The 23331-nt window shown below is 72.8% G+C and carries 18 protein-coding genes; 16 read left to right on the top strand and 2 right to left on the bottom strand.

Annotation, left to right across the window (positions count from 1 at the left end):
- Nucleotides 1-463 (bottom strand): SWIM zinc finger domain-containing protein (locus tag ACFXB5_RS24285; RefSeq protein ID WP_385211415.1); only part of this gene is annotated, 463 nt, incomplete at its 3' end.
- A gap of 149 nt (nt 464-612) precedes the next feature.
- Between ACFXB5_RS24285 and ACFXB5_RS24280 the strand changes: the two genes are divergently transcribed.
- The 8 genes from ACFXB5_RS24280 (at nt 613) to ACFXB5_RS24245 (ending at nt 12945) form a co-directional block, all read left to right on the top strand.
- Nucleotides 613-1746, top strand: coding sequence for an AAA family ATPase (locus ACFXB5_RS24280; RefSeq protein ID WP_385211427.1), 1134 nt, complete (start codon nt 613-615; stop codon nt 1744-1746).
- Nucleotides 1743-4496 carry a DUF5682 family protein gene (locus ACFXB5_RS24275; RefSeq protein WP_385211413.1) on the top strand — a complete coding sequence of 918 codons (2754 nt, stop codon included), beginning with the start codon at nt 1743-1745 and terminating at the stop codon, nt 4494-4496. The genes ACFXB5_RS24280 and ACFXB5_RS24275 overlap by 4 nt, the downstream gene beginning before the upstream one ends.
- The gene (locus tag ACFXB5_RS24270; protein WP_385211411.1) at nt 4493-5803 is read left to right on the top strand and encodes a VWA domain-containing protein; all 1311 of its coding nucleotides are present in this window, start codon (nt 4493-4495) and stop codon (nt 5801-5803) included. The genes ACFXB5_RS24275 and ACFXB5_RS24270 overlap by 4 nt, the downstream gene beginning before the upstream one ends.
- Before the next feature lie 168 nt (nt 5804-5971).
- On the top strand, nt 5972-6847 hold the full coding sequence (locus ACFXB5_RS24265) for a hypothetical protein (protein ID WP_385211409.1): 876 nt from the start codon (nt 5972-5974) through the stop codon (nt 6845-6847).
- A gap of 98 nt (nt 6848-6945) precedes the next feature.
- A complete protein-coding gene (locus ACFXB5_RS24260) occupies nt 6946-8448 on the top strand; it encodes a hypothetical protein (RefSeq protein ID WP_385211407.1) in 1503 nt (500 codons plus the stop codon).
- Nucleotides 8449-8795: 347 nt separating this feature from the next.
- Nucleotides 8796-9968: an ADP-forming succinate--CoA ligase subunit beta gene (gene sucC / locus ACFXB5_RS24255; RefSeq protein ID WP_201852346.1), complete on the top strand. Its 1173-nt coding sequence runs from the start codon at nt 8796-8798 to the stop codon at nt 9966-9968.
- Nucleotides 9969-9989: 21 nt separating this feature from the next.
- The gene (gene sucD, locus ACFXB5_RS24250) at nt 9990-10874 is read left to right on the top strand and encodes a succinate--CoA ligase subunit alpha (RefSeq protein ID WP_201852345.1); all 885 of its coding nucleotides are present in this window, start codon (nt 9990-9992) and stop codon (nt 10872-10874) included.
- A gap of 208 nt (nt 10875-11082) precedes the next feature.
- Nucleotides 11083-12945 carry a DUF6350 family protein gene (locus ACFXB5_RS24245; RefSeq protein WP_385211405.1) on the top strand — a complete coding sequence of 621 codons (1863 nt, stop codon included), beginning with the start codon at nt 11083-11085 and terminating at the stop codon, nt 12943-12945.
- Nucleotides 12946-12994: 49 nt separating this feature from the next.
- Here ACFXB5_RS24245 and ACFXB5_RS24240 read toward each other — a convergent pair whose 3' ends face one another.
- The gene (locus tag ACFXB5_RS24240; RefSeq protein WP_385211403.1) at nt 12995-13828 is read right to left on the bottom strand and encodes a hypothetical protein; all 834 of its coding nucleotides are present in this window, start codon (nt 13826-13828) and stop codon (nt 12995-12997) included.
- Between the two features lie 401 nt (nt 13829-14229).
- Here ACFXB5_RS24240 and purN point away from each other — a divergent pair, with 401 nt between their 5' ends.
- The 8 genes from purN (at nt 14230) to ACFXB5_RS24200 (ending at nt 23330) form a co-directional block, all read left to right on the top strand.
- The gene (gene purN, locus ACFXB5_RS24235) at nt 14230-14886 is read left to right on the top strand and encodes a phosphoribosylglycinamide formyltransferase (RefSeq protein WP_201852342.1); all 657 of its coding nucleotides are present in this window, start codon (nt 14230-14232) and stop codon (nt 14884-14886) included.
- Nucleotides 14883-16448, top strand: coding sequence for a bifunctional phosphoribosylaminoimidazolecarboxamide formyltransferase/IMP cyclohydrolase (gene purH, locus ACFXB5_RS24230; protein ID WP_385211401.1), 1566 nt, complete (start codon nt 14883-14885; stop codon nt 16446-16448). Before purN ends, purH begins: the two co-directional genes overlap by 4 nt.
- A 155-nt stretch (nt 16449-16603) precedes the next feature.
- A complete protein-coding gene (locus tag ACFXB5_RS24225; protein WP_385211399.1) occupies nt 16604-17491 on the top strand; it encodes a bifunctional methylenetetrahydrofolate dehydrogenase/methenyltetrahydrofolate cyclohydrolase in 888 nt (295 codons plus the stop codon).
- On the top strand, nt 17481-17975 hold the full coding sequence (locus ACFXB5_RS24220) for a DUF3017 domain-containing protein (RefSeq protein ID WP_385211397.1): 495 nt from the start codon (nt 17481-17483) through the stop codon (nt 17973-17975). The genes ACFXB5_RS24225 and ACFXB5_RS24220 overlap by 11 nt, the downstream gene beginning before the upstream one ends.
- Nucleotides 17976-18376: 401 nt before the next feature.
- On the top strand, nt 18377-19453 hold the full coding sequence (locus ACFXB5_RS24215; RefSeq protein ID WP_385211395.1) for a DUF2690 domain-containing protein: 1077 nt from the start codon (nt 18377-18379) through the stop codon (nt 19451-19453).
- Between the two features lie 386 nt (nt 19454-19839).
- On the top strand, nt 19840-20829 hold the full coding sequence (locus ACFXB5_RS24210) for a malate dehydrogenase (protein WP_385211394.1): 990 nt from the start codon (nt 19840-19842) through the stop codon (nt 20827-20829).
- Nucleotides 20830-21184: 355 nt separating this feature from the next.
- Nucleotides 21185-22882, top strand: coding sequence for a hypothetical protein (locus tag ACFXB5_RS24205; RefSeq protein ID WP_385211392.1), 1698 nt, complete (start codon nt 21185-21187; stop codon nt 22880-22882).
- Nucleotides 22869-23330 carry a hypothetical protein gene (locus tag ACFXB5_RS24200; RefSeq protein WP_385211390.1) on the top strand — a complete coding sequence of 154 codons (462 nt, stop codon included), beginning with the start codon at nt 22869-22871 and terminating at the stop codon, nt 23328-23330. The genes ACFXB5_RS24205 and ACFXB5_RS24200 overlap by 14 nt, the downstream gene beginning before the upstream one ends.
- Nucleotide 23331 lies beyond the last annotated feature (1 nt).

The raw sequence follows: 23331 nt of genomic DNA, 5'->3' as shown, positions 1-23331 counted from the left end.
GCGCCCCCCCGCCCGAGCGGGCGCGGGCGCCGCCCGCCCATGCCCCCCCCGCCCCCCGCGGCCCCCGGGCGCGCCCCGCCCCCCCCGCCGCCCCCCGGGCGACGAGCTTTTCGGCCCGCTCCCGCCGGTCGCCGAGCCACTGCCCGGCCCACTCCGGCGGCTCCCCGCCCGCGGGCACGCCCCCCTCGCCGGACGTCCACAACAGCAGCAGACCCAGCGCGTGCTTGCACGGGAATTTCCGGCTCGGACAACTGCACCGATATCCGGGCCCGTTCAGATCGACCACAGTCTGGTACGGCGTGCTGCCGCTGCCCGCGCACAGCCCCCACACCGCCCGCCCGTGCGCGCCCGCGCCCGACCACTTGCCGGCCGCGGCGAGCCTGCCGCCCGCCGTGCGCGACGCGGCGTCAGGAGCCAGGGCCAGCACCTGTTCCGCCGTCCAGCGTTCCCCCTGCGGATTCATGTCTGCGACGGTACGGGCACCCACTGACAATTGCTCTGACCTGCGCATTCCCTGACGGGGGGCCGGTTGTCAGTGGGGTGGTGCAGTGTGGTTCACGCGTCCGGAAACGGAACGAGGAAACGAGTCGTGGGGGAGCTGTGACCGTCACTGTGCCCGGAACCGAATCCACCGATACGAGCGGGGCGGCAGGGGCCGCCGGAGCCGCGGAAGCGCTGCGTCCACACGCGGAGGACGCCTTCGCCGCCGAGCTGAGCGCGCTGGCCGCGGCCGACGACCGCCCGCGGCCCGCACGATGGCGGCTGTCGCCGTGGGCGGTCGCCACCTATCTGCTCGGCGGCACGCTGCCCGACGGCACCGTGATCACACCCAAGTACGTGGGCCCGCGCCGCATCGTCGAGGTCGCCGTCACCACCCTCGCGACCGACCGCGCCCTGCTGTTGCTGGGCGTGCCCGGCACCGCCAAGACATGGGTCTCGGAGCATCTGGCGGCGGCGGTCAGCGGTGACTCGACCCTCCTGGTCCAGGGCACCGCCGGGACACCCGAGGAGGCCATCCGGTACGGGTGGAACTACGCCCAGCTCCTCGCCCACGGCCCGAGCCGGGACGCGCTCGTGCCGAGCCCGGTGATGCGCGCGATGGCGGACGGCATGACCGCGCGCGTGGAGGAGCTGACACGCGTCCCGGCCGATGTGCAGGACACGCTGATCACCATCCTGTCCGAGAAGACGCTGCCGATCCCGGAGCTGGGGGATGAGGTCCAGGCGGTGCGCGGCTTCAACCTGATCGCCACCGCCAACGACCGCGACCGCGGGGTCAACGAACTCTCCAGCGCCCTGCGCCGCCGCTTCAACACGGTCGTGCTGCCGCTGCCCGCGACCCCGGAGGACGAGGTCGACATCGTCTCCCGCCGCGTCGCCCAGATCGGCCGCTCGCTGGAGCTCCCGGAGCTCCCGGAGGGCGTCGAGGAGATCCGCCGGGTGGTCACGGTCTTCCGCGAGCTGCGCGACGGAGTGACCGGCGACGGCCGTACGAAGCTGAAGTCGCCCTCCGGCACGCTGTCCACGGCCGAGGCCATCTCCGTGGTCACCGGTGGCCTCGCCCTCGCCGCCCACTTCGGCGACGGCGTGCTCAGGTCGGGAGATGTGGCCGCGGGCATCCTGGGCGCGGTCGTCCGCGACCCGGCGGCCGACCGCGTCATCTGGCAGGAGTATCTGGAGACGGTGGTCCGTGAGCGCGAGGGCTGGAAGGACTTCTACCGCGCGTGCCGAGAGGTGACCGCATGACCGGCGCCCCACGGGCGCGGGCCACCGGCCCGTTGCTGCTGGGCGTGCGGCACCACGGGCCCGGGTCGGCGCGGGCGGTACGGGCCGCGCTGGAGGCGTGCCCACCGCGCGTGGTGCTGATCGAGGGGCCGCCGGAGGCGGACGCGATCGTGGGGCTCGCCGCCGAGAAGGACATGCGTCCGCCGGTCGCGCTGCTCGCCCATGCCGCGGACGATCCGGGGCGCGCCGGATTCTGGCCGCTGGCCGGGTTCTCCCCGGAGTGGGCGGCCATCCAGTGGGCGCTGGCCCATGAGGTTCCGGTGCGATTCATCGATCTCCCGGCGGCCAACTCGCTGGCCATGGCGGCGAAGAAGCCCCCGGCGGCCGCGCCGGTCCCGGCGGTTGAGCCCGCCCCGGCCGGTCCGTCTGATCCGGCTGGTCTGGCTGATCCGGCTGGTCCGTCCGGTCCGGCTGGTCTGGCTGATCCGTCCGGTCCGTCCGGTCCGTCCGGTCCGTCCGGTCCGTCCGGTCCGTCCGGTCCCTCGGCCCCGGCCGGTCCGCCCGGTCGGGCAGCCGCGGATGGCCCGGCGGCTGAGCCCGGACCGCTCGATCCGGCGGCCCCCGGTAACCAGGCCGCGCCAGGCGACCAGGCGGTCCCAGGCGACCACGCCCCGGCTGCCCCGGCTGCCCCGGCCGCCGCCTCCGCCGAGCGGATGCGTGTCGATCCGCTGGCCGTCCTCTCCGAGGCTGCCGGATACGACGACCCGGAGCGCTGGTGGGAGGACGTCATCGAGCACCGCGGCACCGGCGGTGCGGATGCGTTCACGGCCGTGGCGGAGGCCATGGAGGCGCTGCGCGCCGAGTACGGGCATGGCGGGCACGAGGACGACGCCGTGCGCGAGGCCCATATGCGGCTGCGGCTGCGCGAGGCGCGGCGGGAGTTCGGGGACGAGGTCGCGGTCGTCTGCGGGGCCTGGCACGTACCGGCGCTGGGGGAGCGGACCACCGCGACCGCCGACCGGAAGCTGCTCAAGGGGCTGCCCAAGGTCAAGACCGAGATCAGCTGGGTGCCGTGGACGCACCGGCGGCTGGCCCGGCACAGCGGATACGGGGCGGGCATCACCTCGCCCGGCTGGTACGACCATCTCTTCCACGCCCCGGACCGGCCCGTCGAGCGCTGGCTCACCAAGGTCGCCGGGCTGCTGCGGGATGAGGACTTCGCGGTGTCCTCGGCCCATGTCATCGAGGCCGTAAGGCTCGCCGAAACCCTGGCCGCCATGCGCGGACGCCCGCTCGCCGGGCTCGCCGAGACCCTCGACGCCGTGAGGGCGGTGATGTGCGACGGCTCCGATGTGCCGATCGCGCTCGTACGGGATCGGCTCGTGGTCGGCGACATCCTGGGCGAAGTGCCCGAGTCGGCTCCGGCGGTGCCGCTCCAGCGCGATCTGACGCGCACCCAGCGCTCGCTGCGGCTCAAGCCCGAGGCGCTGGAGCGCGAGCTGGAGCTGGACCTGCGCAAGGAGACCGACGCGGGACGCAGCCGTCTGCTGCACCGGCTGCGGCTCCTCGGGGTCGACTGGGGCGCCCCGGCCGTCTCGCGCGGCAGCACCGGCACCTTCAGGGAGACCTGGCGGCTGCGGTGGGAGCCGGAGCTGGCCGTGCGGGTCGCCGAGGCGGGGGTGTGGGGCACCACGGTGCTGTCGGCGGCCACCGCCAAGGCGGAGACCGAGGCCCGTAGCGCCAAGGGGCTCGCCGAGGTGACCGAGCTGGCCGAGCGCTGTCTGCTCGCCGGGCTCTCCGGGGCCCTCCCCGTCGTGATGCGCTCGCTCGCCGACCGGGCCGCGCTCGACGCGGACGTCGGCCATCTCGCCCAGGCCCTGCCCGCCCTGGTGCGTTCGGTGCGCTACGGGGACGTGCGGGGCACGGACACCGCCGCGCTCGGCGAGGTCGCGGTCGGGCTGGCCGAGCGGATCCTGGTCGGGCTGCCGCCCGCCTGCGTCGGCCTCGACGCCGACGGCGCCGCCGAGATGCGCCGCCATATGGAGGCCGTACACCGGGCGATCGCCCTGCTGTCGGAAACAGAGACGGCCGGGACGGAGACGGGGACCGGGACAGAAGCCGGGACGCAGCCACACACGCGGACCGACATGTCGACAACAGGCATATCGACAACGGAGACGCGGTCAGCCGAGCCCCACGCCGCCGACGGTCTACGGGCCCGCTGGGCGGCCATGTTGCGCAACCTCGCCGGGCGGGACGGCACCCCCGCCACCCCCGGCCTGATCCGGGGCCGCGCCGCGCGGCTGCTGCTGGACGACGGCCGGCTGGCCGAGGACGAGGCGGCCCGGCTGATGGGGCTCGCGCTCTCGCCCGGGACCCAGCCGCCCGAAGCGGCCTCCTGGATCGAGGGGTTCATCGGTGGCGGCGCGGGCGGCGGCATGCTGCTCGTCCACGACGAGCGGCTGCTCGGCCTGGTCGACCGCTGGCTGATCTCCGTTCCCGCCGAGGCGTTCACCGACGTCCTGCCCCTGCTGCGGCGCACCTTCTCCGCGTACGACACCGGCGTGCGCCGCACCCTGGGCGAGCTGGTCCGCCGGGGCCCCGCGGCCGACGGGCCCACCGGCGTTGGCGGCCAAGGCGCCTCCGCCGCACCCGGCTTCGGCCCCGGGCTGGACCCGGACCGCGCGGTGGCCGTCGTACCGACGGTGCGGCTGCTGCTGGGCCTCGACCCCGCCCCGTACGCCAACGACTCCATGGAGGCAGCCCGATGACGCACGGCGCCCCTCACGGCGATACCGAGCCCCACGTCGATGCCGACCCCCACGGCGGCGCCGATCCTCATGGCGGCCCCGCCCCCAACCACGACAGCCCCCAGAGCGACCAGGAGCGGCTGCGGCGCTGGCGGCTGGTGCTCGGCGGCCAGGGCGCCGACGGCACCGGCTGTTCGCTCAGCGGGGCCGACGCCGCCATGGACCGCACGCTCGAGGCCCTCTACGGCTCCGGAGGCGGCGATGGCGCAGGCGGCAGCGGCACGGCGGCCGGGCGCAGCGGCGGTTCCCAGGGCGCCGGGAGCGGTGCGCGCTCCGGCGGGCTCGGCGGCTCCGCGCCCCAAGTGGCCCGCTGGCTCGGCGACATCCGTACGTACTTCCCCACCTCCGTCGTCCAGGTCATGCAGCGCGACGCCATCGACCGGCTGGGGCTGTCCGCCCTGCTGCTGGAGCCGGAGATGCTGGAGGCCGTGGAGGCGGACGTCCATCTCGTGGGCACGCTGCTGTCGCTCAACAAGGCGATGCCGGAGACGACCAAGAACACCGCGCGGGCCGTTGTCCGTAAGGTCGTCGAGGATCTGGAGAAGCGGCTGGCCACCCGCACCCGCGCCACCCTTACCGGAGCGCTCGACCGCTCCGCCCGGATCAGCCGCCCGCGCCACCGGGACATCGACTGGGACCGCACCATCCGGGCCAACCTCAAGAACTACCTGCCCGACCACCGGACGGTCGTCCCCGAGCGGCTCATCGGATACGGCCGGGCCGCGCGCGGGGTGAAGAAGGACGTGGTGCTGTGCGTCGACCAGTCGGGGTCGATGGCCGCGTCCGTGGTCTACGCCTCGGTCTTCGGTGCCGTGCTCGCCTCGATGCGCTCCCTCGCCACCCGGCTGGTCGTCTTCGACACCTCCGTGGTCGACCTGACCGAGGAGCTCGACGATCCGGTGGACGTCCTCTTCGGCACCCAACTCGGCGGCGGCACCGACATCAACCGCGCGCTGGCCTACTGCCAGTCGCAGATCACCCGGCCCGCCGACACCGTCGTCGTCCTCATCAGCGATCTCTACGAGGGCGGCATACGCGAGGAGATGCTGGGCCGGGTCGCCGCGATGAAGGCGTCCGGGGTGCAGTTCGTGACGCTGCTCGCGCTCTCCGACGAGGGGGCGCCGAGCTACGACCGTGAGCACGCGGCGGCGCTCGCCGCGCTGGGCGCGCCCGCCTTCGCCTGCACCCCCGATCTCTTCCCCGACGTGTGGGCCGCGGCCATCGAACGACGCCAACTGCCCATACCGGACATGGCGATGCATCAGTGATCCGGGGCTTGCGCCGACCCCTGTGGGTCGTGCAAGGATCATCCCCGTCGCCCAGGACATGAATCCAGCCATCCGGTTGGCGATGTCGTCCTGCTTCGGCGGCCCACAAGCCGTATCGCCACGCTTACGTGCCCGTTGTACGCCTCGTACTCAGGGAAGGCCCCGCTCGTGTCTGTCGCGTCCGCCATGCCTGTCGCCGTGCGCCTGCCGCGCACGGTGGCCGCGCGGCGGGCGCTGCTGGCGGCGCTCTTCCTCGGTGGCTTCCTCGCGCTGGCGTTCCTCTTCGGCGGCAGCGCTCACGCCGCCGAGCGGAGCGGCCAGGGCGAGGCCACCGGCGCGTCGATCGACCGCTCCAACGCGTCCCGGCTGCGCGACCCCTCGGGTGTCGAGCAGGCGCGGCAGCAGGTGGAGCGGCACGCACCGCCCATGGTGGCGCGTACCGCTGACACCGCGGAGGACGGCGTACGGGAGACCGTGCGGCCCATCCAGGAGCCGGTCGAGCAGCAGGCACAGAAGATCACCAAGCCGATAGGCGACCTGGTCGACGGCGCCACCAGCGGCGAGCTGCCGGTGCGCCTTCCCGAGGTCGGCATCGGCGACGCGATCGGCGTGGGCCCTCAGGACTCCGCGGCGCACCACGGCCCGGCCGCCGAGCATCACGCGGCCAAGGCCGAGCCGGTGACCGTGCACAAGGCGGCGCCCGCGGCGCCGGAGCCGATGGGGCCCCGGGCACACGCCCAGCCCGTCATCGCGTACGACGACGCGGCCGTCTCCCACGACGGGCACGGGCCCGTCGTCCGGGCGGCCGTCTCCGGCACCGGTCCGGACGGTGGCGCCCCGGCGCCGCTGCCTCTTCCGCGGTCCCCGCTCGGGGTCACCTCCCAGTGCACCGGCGACAGCGGCGCTTCCCGTGGTGGGAACACCCAGGCCGCTCTTCCGCCGTCCGGCGTGCCGTCCTTCGGGCTGAAGCCCGGTACGGTCCGTGCGGAGAGCTCGGCGCCGACGCGCGAGCGGTTCAACGAAGTCCTCGAATTCCCCGGCTAGGGCAGACCTCACCCCCGTCTGTTGAGACCTGCCGCGCGGGGGCGGGTCAGGTCTGCCCGTCCGAAACCCCTCTTGACTTTCGAAGGACTTCCTCCACTATGCGCAACAACCTTCGCCGCTCCATCCTCGTAGCCGCTGCCGCCACCGGTATCTGGGCCCTCGGCTCGGCCGCCGCCTCTGCCGCCGAGAACCCGGCCGTTCCCTCCACCGACGGTGTGACCAGCACCGTGGACGGCGTGACCAAGACGGTGAACAAGACCGTGTCGACCGACCAGGTGACCAAGACGGTCGACGGTGTGACCGGCGGCCTGGCCGACACCTCCAAGGTGACCGACACCGCGAAGAAGACCGCGGACGGCGCCGCCTCCACCGTCGACGGCGTCACCGCCCCGGTGCGGGACCGCGTCCCCGGCGCCGAGAACCTGCCGCGGGTCTCGGATGTCACCAAGACCGTCGAGCACACCACCGACGGCCTGACCGGCGACGTCGCCGGCAAGCCGGACAAGGTCGTCAAGAAGGCCCACAAGGCCGTCAAGGGCGTCGAGAAGACCGTCAAGAAGACCACCGACCTCGACCTGCCCACCGGCGAGGTCCCCGGCGTCGTGCCCAGCCTGCCCGGCCTCGGCGGCCTGCCGACCCTGCCCGACACCTCCACGCTGCCCACCGGCGCGCTGCCGAACGTCGACGGCGTCACGGGCCAGCTGCCCACCGAGCTCCCCGCCACCCCGAAGCTGCCCACCGCCCCGGGTTCGGCCAATGACCTGCTCGCCTCCCTCTCCGGCGCCGGCATCCGCCCGGAGGAGCTGACCGGCAAGGTCCAGGGTGTCGTCGGCACCACCAAGCCGGTCGTCGACGGTGCGGCCTCGGACGTGCTGCCGCCCGCCGTGTACCGCCTCGTGGTCAAGGTCGTCCCGGTCGCCGAGCGGACCGTGGGTGACACCGGTTCGCTGGCCGACGACGCCGTGGCCCGCACCACCCCGTACGTGGACGTCGTGACCGGCAGCGCCCAGGGCTTCGCGCTGGGCACCGCCTCCAACGTGGTTCCGGCCGCGCAGGACACTGTCGAGCGCCTGGTGCCGGTCGTGGTGAGCGTGCCGTCCACCGCCGTTCCGTTCGCGCAGGACGTGGCGGGCACCACCGTGCCGTTCGCCCACGGGCTGGCCACCGGCGTGGTCGCGAACGCCCAGACCACCGTGGGGAACGCCAAGGACGGTGTGCTGAGCCTGCTCCCGGCGGTGCCCACCGACCTGACCGACGTCGCCAACATCCCGGCCCTCCCGGTGCTGCCGGCCGACCTGCCGCAGCTCCCGGCCGACCTGCCGACCGTTCCGGCCGACCTCCCGCAGCTCCCCGCCGACCTCCCGCAGGTTCCGGCTGAGCTGCCCCAGCTGCCGGCCGACCTGCCGCAGCTCCCCGCGGACCTGCCGACCGTCCCGGCCGACCTCCCGCAGCTGCCCACCGACCTGCCGCAGCTCCCGACCGTTCCGGCCGACCTGCCGCAGCTGCCCACCGTTCCGGCCGACCTCCCGCAGCTCCCGGCGGACCTGCCCTCCGTGCCGGTCCAGCTGCCGACCGTTCCGGGCACGCTCCCGACCGTCTGATCGCTCCGGCGGGCGTCAGGCAGTCAGGCCGTGAAGGCCATACAGGCTGCGAAGCCGTAAAACCGTAAGGCAAGCGTCATCGACCGGGCAGCCCTCGTTGGGGAGGGGGCTGCCCGGTTGTCGTAGGGAGATAGATGGAAACGGTCGCGATCTGTGACCGTAATCACCGCTCCAGTGTGATCTGCGATTTAGGGCCGCACGGCCCACGGAGATAACCTGCGAGACGGACATGCCGCGTACCCGGCGAACGTGTGCCGCCCTCGTTATAGATCGCGTCCTCACGCTGCCCCCGCGGCACGCCCGCGCAGATAACGACCGCGATATCCAGGGAAAAGGGACGGACGCGCGTGGACCTGTTCGAATACCAGGCGAGGGACCTCTTCGCCAAGCACGGTGTACCGGTGCTGGCCGGTGAAGTCATCGACACGCCTGAGGCGGCGCGCGAGGTGGCCGAGCGCCTGGGCGGCCGCGCGGTCGTCAAGGCGCAGGTCAAGGTCGGCGGGCGCGGTAAGGCGGGCGGCGTCAAGCTGGCCTCCGACCCGGGTGACGCCGTCGAGAAGGCCGGCCAGATTCTGGGCATGGACATCAAGGGCCACACGGTCCACAAGGTGATGCTCGCCCAGACCGCGGACATCAAGGAGGAGTACTACGTCTCCTTCCTGCTGGACCGCACCAACCGGACCTTCCTCGCCATGGCCTCCGTCGAGGGCGGCGTGGAGATCGAGGTCGTCGCGGAGCAGAACCCCGAGGCGCTCGCCAAGATCCCGGTGGACGCCATCGAGGGCGTGACCCAGGAGAAGGCCGCCGAGATCGTCGCCGCCGCGAAGTTCCCGGCGGAGATCGCGGACCAGGTCGTCGCGGTCCTGCAGAAGCTGTGGACCGTCTTCATCAACGAAGACGCCCTGCTCGTCGAGGTCAACCCGCTGGTCAAGACCGAAGACGGCAAGGTCATCGCGCTGGACGGCAAGGTCTCCCTGGACGAGAACGCCGCGTTCCGGCAGCCGGAGCACGAGGCGCTCGAGGACAAGGCCGCGGCCAACCCGCTCGAGGCGGCGGCCAAGGCGAAGGGCCTCAACTACGTCAAGCTCGACGGCGAGGTCGGCATCATCGGCAACGGCGCGGGTCTGGTCATGTCCACCCTCGACGTCGTCGCCTACGCGGGCGAGACCCACGGCAACGTCAAGCCCGCCAACTTCCTCGACATCGGTGGTGGCGCCTCCGCCGAGGTGATGGCCAACGGTCTCGAGATCATCCTCGGCGACCCGGACGTCAAGTCGGTCTTCGTCAATGTCTTCGGTGGCATCACCGCCTGTGACGCGGTCGCCAACGGCATCGTCCAGGCCCTGGAGCTGCTGAAGTCCAAGGGCGAGGACGTCAGCAAGCCGCTGGTCGTGCGCCTCGACGGCAACAACGCGGAGCTGGGTCGCAAGATCCTCACCGACGCCAACCACCCGCTCGTTCAGCAGGTGGACACCATGGACGGCGCGGCCGAGCGTGCCGCCGAGCTGGCTGCGAAGTAAGGGACGAGGTCACCAGAAACCATGGCTATCTTCCTCACCAAGGAAAGCAAGGTCATCGTCCAGGGGATGACCGGGTCCGAGGGGCAGAAGCACACCCGTCGGATGCTTGCCTCGGGCACCAACATCGTCGGCGGCGTGAACCCGCGCAAGGCCGGCACCACCGTGGACTTCGACGGCGCCGAGATCCCGGTATTCGGCTCCGTCAAGGAGGCCGTCGACGCCACCGGCGCCGATGTCACGGTCATCTTCGTCCCGGAGAAGTTCACCAAGAGCGCGGTCATCGAGGCGATCGACGCCGAGATTCCGCTCGCCGTCGTGATCACCGAGGGCATCGCGGTCCACGACTCCGCCAACTTCTGGGCCTACGCGGGCAAGAAGGGCAACAAGACGCGCATCATCGGCCCGAACTGCCCGGGTCTGATCACGCCGGGTCAGTCGAACGCGGGCATCATCCCGGCCGACATCACCAAGCCCGGCCGGATCGGTCTGGTGTCGAAGTCCGGCACGCTGACCTACCAGATGATGTACGAGCTGCGGGACATCGGCTTCTCGTCCTGCGTGGGCATCGGCGGTGACCCGATCATCGGCACCACCCACATCGACGCCCTCGCCGCCTTCGAGGCCGACCCCGACACCGACCTGATCGTGATGATCGGCGAGATCGGCGGCGACGCCGAGGAGCGGGCAGCGGACTTCATCAAGGCCAACGTCACCAAGCCGGTCGTCGGCTATGTGGCGGGCTTCACCGCCCCCGAGGGCAAGACGATGGGCCACGCGGGCGCCATCGTCTCCGGTTCCTCCGGCACCGCCCAGGCGAAGAAGGAGGCCCTCGAGGCCGCGGGCGTGAAGGTCGGCAAGACCCCGTCCGAGACCGCGCGCCTGGCGCGCGCCGCGCTGGCCGGCTGACGCCGCCACGGCTCGATGCCGCGGGCCCGTACCACCCCATGGTGGTGCGGGCCCGCGGCGTTCCCGGGCGACGGATACCCGGGCGGAACGCGGCAAGCCACCCATCCATACCACCACGCTATAAAAGACGCATAAGCGGACTTGTCGCGACACGGCGACCAAACCCTTGATGTAGGGATGAAACGGCTGTTATTGGCAGCATGGTCACGTGACGCAAACGACCGATCGCAGCCCGTCGGTGTCCGCACGCGACCGCTCAGCCCCCCGGCGCTCCTCCGCCATCAGGGAGGCGTTCCTCGGCGGTGTGGTCGCCGCGGGGCTCGGCCTCGGCACGCTCGCCGTGGTCGTACTGCTGCTGTGGATCACTTCCTCGTCCCCCGAGAGCAGCCCCGACGGAGCCCTGCATGTCGCCGCCGACCTGTGGCTGCTCGGCCATGGCGCCGACCTCGTGCGCACCGAGACGCTCTCCGGCCACACCGCGCCCGTCGGGCTGACCCCGCTGCTGCTCAGCGTGGTGCCGTGCTGGCTGCTGTACCGAGCCGCCCAGCACGCCGTCTACCAAGGGGAGCCCGAAGAGGGCGACGGGCAGTGGGTGCCCGAGGAGTCCGTCGCCGATCCGCGCACCGCCTTCGCCTGGGTGACCGGCGGCTATCTCCTGGTGGGCACCGCCGCCGTGGTGTACACCTCGGCCGGACCGCTGCGAGTCGATCCGCTCAGCGCGCTGCTGCATCTGCCGGTCGTCGCCGGGGCCATCGCCGCCGTCGGCGTGTGGACGGCTGATGGACGGTTCCCGCTCCGCCTGCCGGGACGGGTGAGCGAGAGACTGCGGCGGCTCCCCGGCGCCGAATGGACCGTAAGGACGGCCGTGTCGCTGGCCGCGCGCAGCTGGTGCCGGCGCCGCCGGTTGGCCGCCGCGCTACGGGCCGGGACCAGCGGTCTCGTCGTCCTGCTCGGCAGCGGTGCGCTCCTTACGGCGACGTCGATGCTGAGCCACGCGGGCGCCGTGCAGGTGACCTTCCTCAACCTCAGCGATGTGTGGTCGGGGCGGTTCGCGGTGCTGCTGGTGAGCCTGGCGCTGCTGCCGAACGCGATCGTCTGGGGCGCCGCGTATGGGGTCGGGGCGGGGTTCACGGTCGGCGGCGGCAGTGTGGTCGCGCCGCTGGGCATCACCTCCTACCCCCAGCTGCCGCACTTCCCCCTGGTCGCCGCGCTGCCCACGGACGGCTCCGGCGGACCGCTGGTCTGGCTCACGGGGATCGCGGCCGGGGCGTCGGTGGCCTGGTTCATCGGGATCGCGGCGGTGCGGCGGCCCGGCAAGGGCGAGCCCAGATCGCCCTGGGGCTGGGCCGAGACGCTCGTGCTCGCCGCGCTGGCGGCGGTCGGCTGCGCGGCCGCGATGGCGCTGCTGGCCGGGTTCTCGGGCGGACCGCTGGGCATCGGCATCCTCGCCGACCTCGGCCCGAGCTGGTGGCGCACGGGCATGATCACGCTGGCCTGGACCGGAGTGATCGGGGTGCCCGGCGCGATGGTGCTGCGCTGGTACCGGCTGTGCGTCCCCACCAGGGCCTCCTGGCCGGAGTGGAAGGCGGCGCGGGCGGAGCGCCGGACGGCGCGCGGACAGGCCCGTACGGCGGCCAGGGAGGCCCGTACGGAGGCCAAGGCCGCCCGCGCGGCGCGGGCCGCGGCCGAGGCGGAAGCGCGGGCGGCGGTGCTGCCCACGGTCTCGCCCATGGAGTCCGCCGAGGTGCGCGAGGCGATGGCCGAACCGTGGTGGCAGTGGCTGCGCCCCGGGGCGTCGGGCGCCGACCGCAAACGGAACCGTAAGGCGGCCTCCGGCGCCGGTGCGGAGACGGGACGGGAGACCGGACGCGAAACCGGTGTGGGCACGATGGCCGGGCTCGCGACCCCCGCGGGCACCCCGGACGCCACCGGGGCGGCCCGGCCGCGCCGCTGGGCGCTGAGCCGGAAGCGCGTTCCCGAGCCGCAGCCGCCCGTCGAGTCCCAGCCCGCCCCGAACCCCCTGCGTGTGGAGCCCCCGTCCCCGCCGGACGACGCCCGCCGCGAACCGTAAGGCGGACGGCAGGCGGGCACGAGCCGTCCGCCGTGCGGGCTCGGTGCCGTCAGTCCTGCGTGCTCAGCAGGGGGCGGAGCTGCTCGGGGAGCAAGGTTTCGCAGTCGTGGCGCGAGGTCTGCGTAAGGGCGTCGTCCACGCAGGTGTAGTAGTCGCTGTAGACGACCTGGAAGCTGAACGTCGCCGCGACGATCGCGAGCGCGAGCCCGCCCGTCACCAGACCGCTGATCGCCGCCGTCGACTGCGGCTTCGCCGGGCCGCTGCCGGGCGCGGGCAGCGCCGCCGGGGTGGCGCCCGGAGGCGGGGGCGGGGCGTTCAGGGGCGCGGCCGCGGCCGGGGACGGCGCCGTACGGCGCGGCTTGGCCCGCAGCGAGCTGATGCCCCAGTACAGGGCCAGCACCCCGAGCAGCAGCGCGATCTGCGGCAGGCTGAAGAGCGCGAAGAAGAACGCCCACATGCCCGACAGCAGCGCGTACCGGGCGCGCCGCTGGGCCGGGTCGTTGGGGTCCCAGCGCGGGCCGCCGGGCCCGCCGGGGCCGGAGGGGCGGTTGGAACCAGGGCCGGCGCCGAAGCCGCCGCTCTGGCGGCCGGGCTGGCGGCTGCTCCACTGGCTGCCCCAGGCCGGGGGCTGCTGCGGCTGCTGACCGCTCTGGTCGCCGTCCGGCCCGTCCTGGCCGCCCTGGGCCCCCGGGCGGCCCTCGTCGCTCTCGCCGCCGGAGCCGTCCGGCCGGTGGCGGGGCCGCCAGGGCTGGTCCGGCCTGCCCTCGGGCGGCGGGGCGAACGGATTGTCCTCGTGCTGGTCCCCGTTCGGCCCGCCGGGGGCGGACGAGGACGAGGAGGACGACGACTGCTGCTCCCGGAGCAGCGGCGTCGTGCGCGACATGCGGGCGCGCCTCATCGCCGCCCCCGGGCCTGGGCGGGGGGCGGAGTGAGGCGATGAGCCGCGCGGCGGCGTCGGTCCGGCATGTGGAGTGTGTCTTCCCCTTGTGTCGTCGTCCTGCACGCCGCGGCGGGTACGGCCTGGTGCCGCACGGCGCGGGTACGGCCGGTGCCGTACGCCTCGGGGCGCGGGCGCGGCGGTCGTTCCCACGGCGTCAGTGGCGTCAGTTGCATTCGCAGTCCAGACGCTACCTCCCGTGCCCGCCCCCGTCCCCTGGGGGCGGCTTCGTGTGCCGGTATCGTTGCTGACGGTCGGCGGCTTCGTAGAGTTCCCCGGAATTGATGAGTCCGCGACCTTGTACGACCACACAAACGGCAGCACCGCCCGCGAGAAAGAGCCCCGCCGTGGCCTCCCCGCCTTCCCCCGCCAGTCCTGCGCGCCCCGGGCGCCCGGTCCGTCTCGTCGTCCTCGTCTCCGGCTCCGGTACGAATCTTCAGGCGCTGCTCGACGTCATCGCCGCCGAGGGCGTGGCCCGCTACGGCGCCGAGGTGGTGGCCGTGGGCGCCGACCGCGACGGCATCGAGGGCCTGGCGCGCGCCGAGGACGCCGGGATCCCCACATTCGTGTGCCGGGTCAAGGACCACGCCGGCCGCGCCGAGTGGGACGCCGCCCTGGCGGAGGCCACCGCCGCCCATGAGCCGGACCTGGTCGTCTCGGCCGGGTTCATGAAGATCCTGGGCCGGGAGTTCCTCGCCCGGTTCGGCGGCCGCTGCGTCAACACCCATCCCGCGCTGCTCCCCAGCTTTCCCGGCGCCCATGGCGTGCGCGACGCGCTCGCGCACGGTGTGAAGGTGACCGGATGCACCGTCCACTTCGTCGACGACGGCGTCGACACCGGCCCGATCATCGCCCAGGGCGTGGTCGAGGTCCGGGACGAGGACGACGAGTCCGCTCTCCATGAGCGGATCAAGGAAGTCGAGCGCTCGCTGCTCGTCGAGGTCGTGGGGCGTCTGGCCCGTCACGGCTACCGCATAGAGGGACGAAAGGTAAGGATCCCGTGACCGCCGAAGGTACCAAGCGGCCCATCCGCCGCGCGCTGGTCAGCGTCTACGACAAGACGGGTCTCGAGGAGCTGGCCCGAGGGCTGCACGCGGCGGGTGTCCAGCTCGTCTCGACTGGCTCGACGGCCGCCAAGATCGCCGCCGCCGGGGTCCCGGTCACCAAGGTCGAGGAGCTGACCGGCTTCCCCGAGTGTCTCGACGGCCGCGTCAAGACGCTGCACCCGCGCGTCCACGCGGGCATCCTGGCCGACCAGCGGCTCGACTCCCACCGCGAGCAGCTGCGGGAGCTGGGCGTGGAGCCCTTCGAGCTGGTCGTGGTCAACCTCTATCCGTTCCGCGAGACGGTCGCCTCCGGCGCCGCGCCGGACGAGTGCGTCGAGCAGATCGACATCGGTGGCCCCTCCATGGTCCGGGCCGCCGCCAAGAATCACCCGTCCGTGGCCGTGGTCGTCAACCCCGAGCGGTACGGCGACGTCCTCAAGGCCGCCGCGGAGGGCGGTTTCGACCTGGAGCGGCGCAAGCGGCTGGCGGCCGAGGCGTTCCAGCACACCGCCGCCTACGACGTGGCGGTGGCCAACTGGTTCGCGGCCGACTACGCGGCGGCGGACGACTCCTCCTTCCCGGACTTCCTGGGCGCCACCATCACCCGTAAGAACGTGCTGCGCTACGGCGAGAACCCGCATCAGCCCGCCGCCCTCTACACCGACGGCAGCGGTAAGGGGCTCGCGGAGGCCGAGCAGCTGCACGGCAAGGAGATGTCGTTCAACAACTACACGGACACCGAGGCCGCCCGTCGGGCCGCGTACGACCACACCGAGCCCTGTGTCGCGATCATCAAGCACGCCAACCCGTGCGGGATCGCGGTCGGGGCGGACGTCGCCGAAGCGCACCGTAAGGCGCACGCCTGCGACCCGCTGTCGGCCTTCGGCGGGGTGATCGCCGTCAACCGCCCGGTGTCGGTCGCCATGGCCGAGCAGGTCGCCGAGATCTTCACCGAGGTCATCGTCGCCCCGGCCTACGAGGACGGCGCGGTCGAGGCGCTCGCCCGTAAGAAGAACATCCGGGTGCTGCGCTGCGCGGAGTCGCCGGTGGCGGCCGCCGAGCAGCGCCCCATCGAGGGCGGCACGCTCGTCCAGGTCAAGGACCGTCTCCAGGCCGAGGGCGACGACCCGGCCAACTGGACCCTCGCCACGGGTGCGGCACTGGACGCCGACGGCCTCGCCGAGCTGGCCTTCGCCTGGCGCTCCTGCCGCGCGGTGAAGTCCAACGCGATCCTGCTCGCCAAGGGCGGCGCCACGGTCGGCGTCGGCATGGGCCAGGTCAACCGCGTGGACTCGGCGAAGCTGGCCGTCGAGCGGGCCGGTGCCGAGCGGGCCGCCGGTTCGTACGCCGCCTCCGACGCCTTCTTCCCGTTCCCGGACGGCTTCGAGGTGCTGGCCGAGGCGGGTGTGAAGGCCGTGGTGCAGCCGGGCGGCTCGGTCCGTGACGAGGCGGTGGTGGAGGCCGCTCAGAAGGCGGGTGTGACCATGTACTTCACGGGCACGCGCCACTTCTTCCACTGAGCGAGTACCGAGTGCCGGCGAGCGAGCACCGGGCGATCGCTGAGCGAGCACAGGAGGCCGCACCCCGACCGGATCACGGGGTGCGGCCTTCGCCGGTCCGGTCCCGACCGGCCCCTGATTGGATCCGACGTCCCCGCATCCGGGAGGATGAAGTCATGACCGCCCAGATTCTCGATGGCAAGGCAACCGCAGCCGCGATCAAGTCCGATCTCGTCAGCCGAGTGGAGGCGCTGAAGGCCAAGGGCATCCATCCCGGCCTCGGGACCGTGCTGGTGGGCGAGGACCCCGGCAGCAAGTGGTACGTGGCGGGCAAGCACCGCGACTGCGCCGAGATCGGCATCGCCTCCATCCGGCGCGACCTGCCCGAGACCGCCACCCAGGAGGAGATCGAGGCGGCGGTCCGGGAGCTCAACGAGGACCCGTCCTGCACCGGCTATATCGTCCAGCTGCCGCTCCCCAAGGGCATCGACACCAACCGGGTGCTGGAGCTGATCGACCCGGCCAAGGACGCCGACGGGCTGCACCCGATGAACCTCGGCCGCCTCGTGCTCAACGAGAGCGGCCCGCTGCCGTGCACGCCCCAGGGCGTCATCCAGCTGCTGCGCCACCACGGTGTGGAGATCAACGGCGCGCATGTGGTGGTCGTCGGCCGCGGCATCACCGTCGGCCGGTCGATCGGGCTGCTGCTGACCCGCCGCTCGGAGAACGCGACGGTCACCCTCTGCCACACCGGCACCCGCGACCTGCCCGGCATCCTGCGCCAGGCCGACATCATCGTGGCGGCCGCCGGGGTGCGGCACCTGGTCAAGCCGGAGGACGTCAAGCCGGGCGCCGCGGTGCTCGACGTGGGCGTCAGCCGGGACGAGCACGGCAAGATCGCCGGCGATGTGCACCCCGGTGTCACCGAGGTCGCGGGCTGGCTCTCGCCGAACCCGGGCGGGGTCGGCCCCATGACCCGCGCCCAGCTGCTGGTCAATGTGGTGGAGGCCGCGGAGCGGGACGCGAAGGCGGCCGCCGACGCCGGTGCCGGCCATGACGGCTGAGGCGAGCGAGCCGGCGGCCGGGGAACAGCGGCAGGAGCCGCCCGCGTCGCCCGCGTCGCCCGCGGGGCAGCCGCCCGCGGGGCCCGGCCGGTTCATCCGCGGATCGCGCCGCTTTCCGCTGATCACCCGGGACACCGCGCGTCCGGAGGGCGGCGGCCGGGCCGCGCCCGGTGCCGCTCCGGCGCCCGCCCGGCAGTGGCCGCTGCTCACGGTGATGGGCGGGGTGGGCCTGGGGCTGCTGATCGTCGCCCTGGACGCGTTCCGCGCGGGCACGGTGCTGATCGGGCTGTCCCTGCTGGCGGGCGCCTTCCTCCGGTGGGCGCTGCCCGAGGTGGGGATGCTCGCGGTGCGGTCGCGCTTCACCGACATGCTGACCTACGGACTGCTGGGCGCGGCGATCGTGCTGCTGTCCCTGATGGCCCAGCCGGATCCGTGGGTGTCGATCCCGTTCCTTGACGACGTGGTGCATTTCACGGTGCGCTAGCCGATGGCGTTGAAACGGCGGCCCGTCCTCTCCCCCGTGGAAGGACGGGCCGCCGTCATTGTGGCCGGATCCGAATGGTCCGGCGGCGGTCCGCCCTCTCCCCCGAAGAAGGACGGACCGCCTGGTAATCAGGGTTGTGTGTGAGCTGTGCAGGATCAATGAGCGTGGGGACCCTGTGGCGCGGAAGTGACCGTTCCAGCACGAGGTCTCGGCCGTGCAACGACGAGCCGGGTGTGGGGGAGTGCGTACCGGTGCACGAAATGCTCCGATGCGCCCCCGCCCGACGAGCTGACATCCTGGGGCAAGGCATCCCTTTGGGTAGTCAGTTCGGGGCTCGGGGACGCCAACAGCGGCCGCAGCACGGGAGATTGACAGGTACGGGCGGGGGACAGGGGGAGGCAATGCCTCGTTGGAGGGACTTACCGGAGGAACTCGATCCGCAGGTCCGGGAGTTCACCGGCCAGCTGCGCACGCTCGTCGAGCGCAGCGGGTTGAGCGTCGTCGCCGTCGCCGATCGCACCGGCTACAGCAAGAGTTCCTGGGAGCGCTACCTCAACGGACGGCTGCTGCCCCCGCGGGGCGCGGTGGAGGCCCTGGCCGAGACCACCGGCGCCGATGTCCACCACCTCAGCACGCTGTGGGAGCTCGCGGAGCGGGCCTGGAGCCGCTCCGAGATGCGGCACGACGCCACGATGGAGGCCATCAGCGTCGCGCGGGCGCGGGCCGCCATCGAGCAGTTCGACCCGGCGGCGCAGGGGGTGGACGCCGGTAAGAACGGCCGCTCACCGGGGAAGGACCGGCCGAGGGTCGAACCGCCCGATCCGGAGCAGCCGCTGGTCGCGACGGCCCCGGTGTTCCCGGCCCGCGCGGCCTCGGCCGGACAGCCACCGGACTCCGCCGGGCCGCCGTCGGCCGCGTCGTCCCCTTCGTCGTCGCCCTCATCGCCGTCGTCGCCGTCCCCGAGGGGACGGAGGCGTGTCGCGCTGTTCGCCGGGGGCCTCGTCGGCGCGCTCCTGCTCGTCGCCGGTGCCGTCCTTCTGGTCGACGCGGGCGGCGACGGCGAGAAGCGCGGGGAGCGGCCGCCCACCGCACCGGCCACCAGCGCGCGTCAGCAGTTGCCGGAGGGCGTGAAGTGCGCCGGGCAGGACTGCACCGGCCAGGATCCGCAGGCCATGGGATGCGGCACCGCCGCGACGACGACGGCGGACGTCACCGTCGGCACCGCGTATGTCGAGGTCCGCTACAGCAAGACCTGCAAAGCCGCCTGGGCCCGGATCGCCCGGGCCGCCCCGGGCGACGTCATTGAGGTCAAGGCGCCGGGCGTGAACGGCGGCGCGGCCCGCTCGCAGCGCGGCAGAGTCGACGACGACGGCGATGCCTACACCAAGATGATCTCGGTGGGCTCCGCCGCGCGGGCCACTGCCTGCGCCTCCCTCGGCGGCGGTACGCGCGCCTGCACGGCTCCCGGCCGAGGGTGAGCGCGGGGGAGCGAGGCCTTTCCGGGAGGCCGCTCGGAGAGCCCGTCCGGGAGCCCGCCCGGAGCCGGTTCGGGAGCTCGTCCGGAGCCCGTCCGAGAGCCCGTCCGGAGGAATTCGTAAAACCGGGGGGAATGAGCCGGGGGAATCGGGGCAGGCGCTGCCCGAGCCCCCCCACGGGTGCGGCACTGGGCGGCCGCCTGCACTCCCCCTCCTGGCAGGCGGCCGCCCAAGTGCGCGGTGGTCCCACATACGCGGTGGTCCGGAACGCACGGTGAGCGGTTACACAATGGCCCGAGAGAACGTGGGTCAGGTGCCGTCGGATAGCCTGACGCAAGTATCTCGACACCAAGAGATCTTGGACTGACAACACAGCGCAGGAGACCGCCATGACCCGCACTCCCGTCACCGTCACCGTCACCGGCGCGGCCGGCCAGATCGGCTACGCGCTGCTCTTCCGCATCGCCTCCGGTCAGCTCCTCGGCGCGGACGTGCCGGTCAAACTGCGTCTCCTGGAGATCCCGCAGGGACTGAAGGCCGCCGAGGGCACCGCGATGGAGCTCGACGACTGCGCCTTCCCGCTGCTCCAGGGCATCGACATCTCCGATGACCCGAACGTGGGCTTCGACGGTGCGAACGTCGCGCTGCTGGTCGGCGCCCGCCCGCGCACCAAGGGCATGGAGCGCGGCGATCTGCTGGAGGCCAACGGCGGCATCTTCAAGCCGCAGGGCAAGGCCATCAACGACCACGCCGCGGACGACATCAAGATCCTGGTCGTGGGCAACCCGGCCAACACCAACGCCCTCATCGCCCAGGCCGCCGCGCCGGACGTACCGGCCGAGCGCTTCACCGCGATGACCCGGCTGGACCACAACCGCGCGCTGTCGCAGCTGGCGAAGAAGACCGGCGCCCCGGTCAGCGAGATCAAGAAGCTGACGATCTGGGGCAACCACTCCGCCACCCAGTACCCGGACGTCTTCCACGCCGAGGTCGCGGGCAAGAACGCCGCCGAGGTCGTCAGCGACGAGCAGTGGCTGGCCGACACCTTCATCCCGACCGTCGCCAAGCGCGGTGCCGCGATCATCGAGGCGCGCGGCGCCTCCTCGGCCGCCTCCGCCGCCAACGCCGCCATCGACCACGTCCACACCTGGGTCAACGGCACCGACGCCGACGACTGGACCTCCGCCGGTGTGGTCTCCGACGGTTCGTACGGGGTGCCGGAGGGCCTGATCTCCTCGTTCCCGGTCACCGCGAAGAACGGGAAGTTCGAGATCGTCCAGGGCCTGGACATCAACGAGTTCTCGCGGGGCCGCATCGACGCGTCGGTGAAGGAGCTCGAGGACGAGCGCGAGGCCGTGCGGAACCTCGGCCTGATCTGACGCGCCCCAGCCCGCCCCGGCGCGGCCGTTTCCGAAGGGTCATATTCCGGTATTCACTCCGGAGTGTGACCCTTCGGCCATTTACTGTAATCGCGGGACATCTTCCCCTACCGTGGAGGCAGTTGCTACGGCCTCGGGGGGAATTATGGCCAATACGCGCAGTGATCGTTTTTCAGGCGGCGCCGATCCTTCGGTAGGGGATCACTCCGCTCGTCTGCCGCGGTCGCGGGCGGAGCCGTCACCGGCCGTCCCTTCACCTCGTACCGCCGCTGACGCTTCTCCGTACGCCACCAGCGAGGCCACCCGGCTGTTATGCGCGGGCGCCTATCTGGACGACGACTTCCGGGACGCGGTCGTGGACGAGCTGTATGTCCACGAGGAGCGCGCCGTGGCGCCCTCGCTGGGCATCGACGCGGTCCGGGTGCTGGCGCACGCGCTGCGCGCGCGCCGTCTGGAGGCGTGCTGGACCGCGCTGCTGGTGTCCTTATGGGTGCTGGACTTCCTGCTGGCCCAGGGCTTCTTCTATCTCTTCCTGCTCTCCTGTGCGCTGCTACTGCTGGCGGCCTGGGCGAGGGGCGGCGCCATGGGTGCCTTCCGCGCCGACTATCCCGGGGCCGACGGGGTCACCGTCACCCGGCGGCGGGCAGCCGCGGTGCTGCGGGTGCTCGGCTGTCTGACCCTGCTGTCCTATGTGTTCTCCGCCCTGACGCAGGCGCTCACGGACGGGCAGTCCGATCCGGCCGGGCTTCAGGTCTTCGCACCGGCCCTGGCCACCGGGTCGGACACCACCGCCGCCTGGTTCGCGCTGGTGATCCCGGCCGCGATGGCCGCCGCGGTCGCCCTGCACCGTGAGCATGTGGCCCGGGTGCTGGCCACCGATCTGGAGCCGGAGACCTTCGCCGACCCCGCCGCGGACCCCGCGGAGCGGTTCGAGGGCGGGCGCTTCCAGCGGGTGCGGGCCCTGATCCGCCGTGAGCAGTACTCACCGGTGATCCTCTACCACGATCGGCACCCCTTCCTCGGCGCGGGCACCGCGCATGACACCTGGACCCTCGCCGTGGAGCTGCGGCCGCGCGAGGGCGGCGATCCGGTGCCGCTGGACAACCGCGTGATCCTGGAGCGGATCCGGCCGCTGGTCGAGAAGTTGCGCACCCCTTCCGCCCAGGGCATCGCCTCCGTCCAGGGCACCACTCCCGCGCAGGGCACCACCCCCGTTCAGGGCACCACTCCCGCGCAGGGCACCACTCCCGCGCAGGGCACCACTCCCGCGCAGGGCACCGCTCGCGCCGCCGCCGAGAGCCGCGACCGGCTGCGCGGCCTGGAGCTCGACGAATGCGTCTTCCTCAAGGTCACCGGATTACGGAGCCGCTCCTTTGTGCCGTACGGCGAGGCGGACTTCGCGCGGGAGCGGGCGGAGGCAGTTGAGGAGGGCGGCGAGATCCGCCGGCACTTTCTGCGCATCCGCGTCGGCGCATGGCGGGAAGAGGTCGTCACCACGGTCTTCGTGCGGGTGCATACGCAGGGCGGCATGCTGATGCTGGAGTTCGCCCCGCATGTGCTGCGCCCGATCCGCCCGGACTTCCGGGCGGTCGACCGGCTCTCCGACTCCCACCGCCGCGGCGGACTGCCGGGCAAGGTGATCTGGGCGCTGGGGCGGATGCCCACGGCGGCGGGCCGGGCGGTCATCCATGCCTTCCGCTCGGCCGCCTTCCTCTGGCGGATGTACGCGGGGGGTTATGAGGCGGCCATCCCCGACGGGCCCTGGGTCTCGGTGCGGGAGTTGGGCAGCGACGCCGACGCATCGCTCTTCCAGGAGATGGATGTCAGCCGCTATCTGAAGAGCGTCGAGGACCGGGTGGCCAACGGCGTGCGAAGGGCGCTCGACGAAGCAGGCTGGGAGACCGGTGAGTTCGAGCAGAAGGTCATCAATGTGAGCGGCGGCGGGGTCTTCATCGAGTCCGCGGAGCACAGCGCCTTCGGCTTCGGCGACCACAACACCATCAGCAACACCACCGGAACCAATGGAGCGGGAGGCGGCCATGGCGATGGCTGACGCGGAGGACGGTAGCGACATGGGCGGCGGCGCGGACCACGCGGCGGGCGCGAGCGGTGGCGGTGCGACCCAGGCGGCGGGCGGCGGGAGCAAGTTCGGGAACATTCGGTTCGGCAAGGTGCAGGGCAGCGCCATCGGCTTCGGCGACCACAACCACATCGTGAACGGACGTCAGGCGGAGGCCCCCTGTGACCCCGCTTATCAGGAGCTGCTGGGAGCCGTTCGGCAGCTTGCCGAGGATCTGCGGCGGGTCGTCGCGAGCCCGGAGGTCGGCGCGCTTTCCGACGAGCTGGACCGGACCGAGGACGAGATCCAGCGCACCGGCCGGGCGGGGGCCGGCCGACTGGCCCGGATCCGGGTGATGTTGCAGGACGCGAGCGCCAGTGTCGGCATGCTCGCCTCGGGCGTCGCCGTCGGACAGGCGGTCGGCGCACTGTTGGGCGGGTGAG

It is taken from the genome of Streptomyces sp. NPDC059455, assembly GCF_042750115.1.
In the GTDB taxonomy this organism is placed as follows: Bacteria; Actinomycetota; Actinomycetes; order Streptomycetales; family Streptomycetaceae; genus Streptomyces; species Streptomyces endocoffeicus.
This window is presented reverse-complemented; position numbering and strand designations above follow the sequence as displayed.

Bases quoted from the DNA above. Each gene is read 5' to 3' on its own strand.
- ACFXB5_RS24275 (WP_385211413.1), top strand. From the start codon at position 1,743: ATGACCGGCGCCCCACGGGCGCGGGCCACCGGCCCGTTGCTGCTGGGC.
- ACFXB5_RS24270 (WP_385211411.1), top strand. From the start codon at position 4,493: ATGACGCACGGCGCCCCTCACGGCGATACCGAGCCCCACGTCGATGCC.
- ACFXB5_RS24260 (WP_385211407.1), top strand. From the start codon at position 6,946: ATGCGCAACAACCTTCGCCGCTCCATCCTCGTAGCCGCTGCCGCCACC.
- sucD (WP_201852345.1), top strand. From the start codon at position 9,990: ATGGCTATCTTCCTCACCAAGGAAAGCAAGGTCATCGTCCAGGGGATG.
- ACFXB5_RS24240 (WP_385211403.1), bottom strand. From the start codon at position 13,828: ATGTCGCGCACGACGCCGCTGCTCCGGGAGCAGCAGTCGTCGTCCTCC.
- ACFXB5_RS24225 (WP_385211399.1), top strand. From the start codon at position 16,604: ATGACCGCCCAGATTCTCGATGGCAAGGCAACCGCAGCCGCGATCAAG.
- ACFXB5_RS24220 (WP_385211397.1), top strand. From the start codon at position 17,481: ATGACGGCTGAGGCGAGCGAGCCGGCGGCCGGGGAACAGCGGCAGGAG.
- ACFXB5_RS24215 (WP_385211395.1), top strand. From the start codon at position 18,377: ATGCCTCGTTGGAGGGACTTACCGGAGGAACTCGATCCGCAGGTCCGG.
- ACFXB5_RS24210 (WP_385211394.1), top strand. From the start codon at position 19,840: ATGACCCGCACTCCCGTCACCGTCACCGTCACCGGCGCGGCCGGCCAG.
- ACFXB5_RS24200 (WP_385211390.1), top strand. From the start codon at position 22,869: ATGGCGATGGCTGACGCGGAGGACGGTAGCGACATGGGCGGCGGCGCG.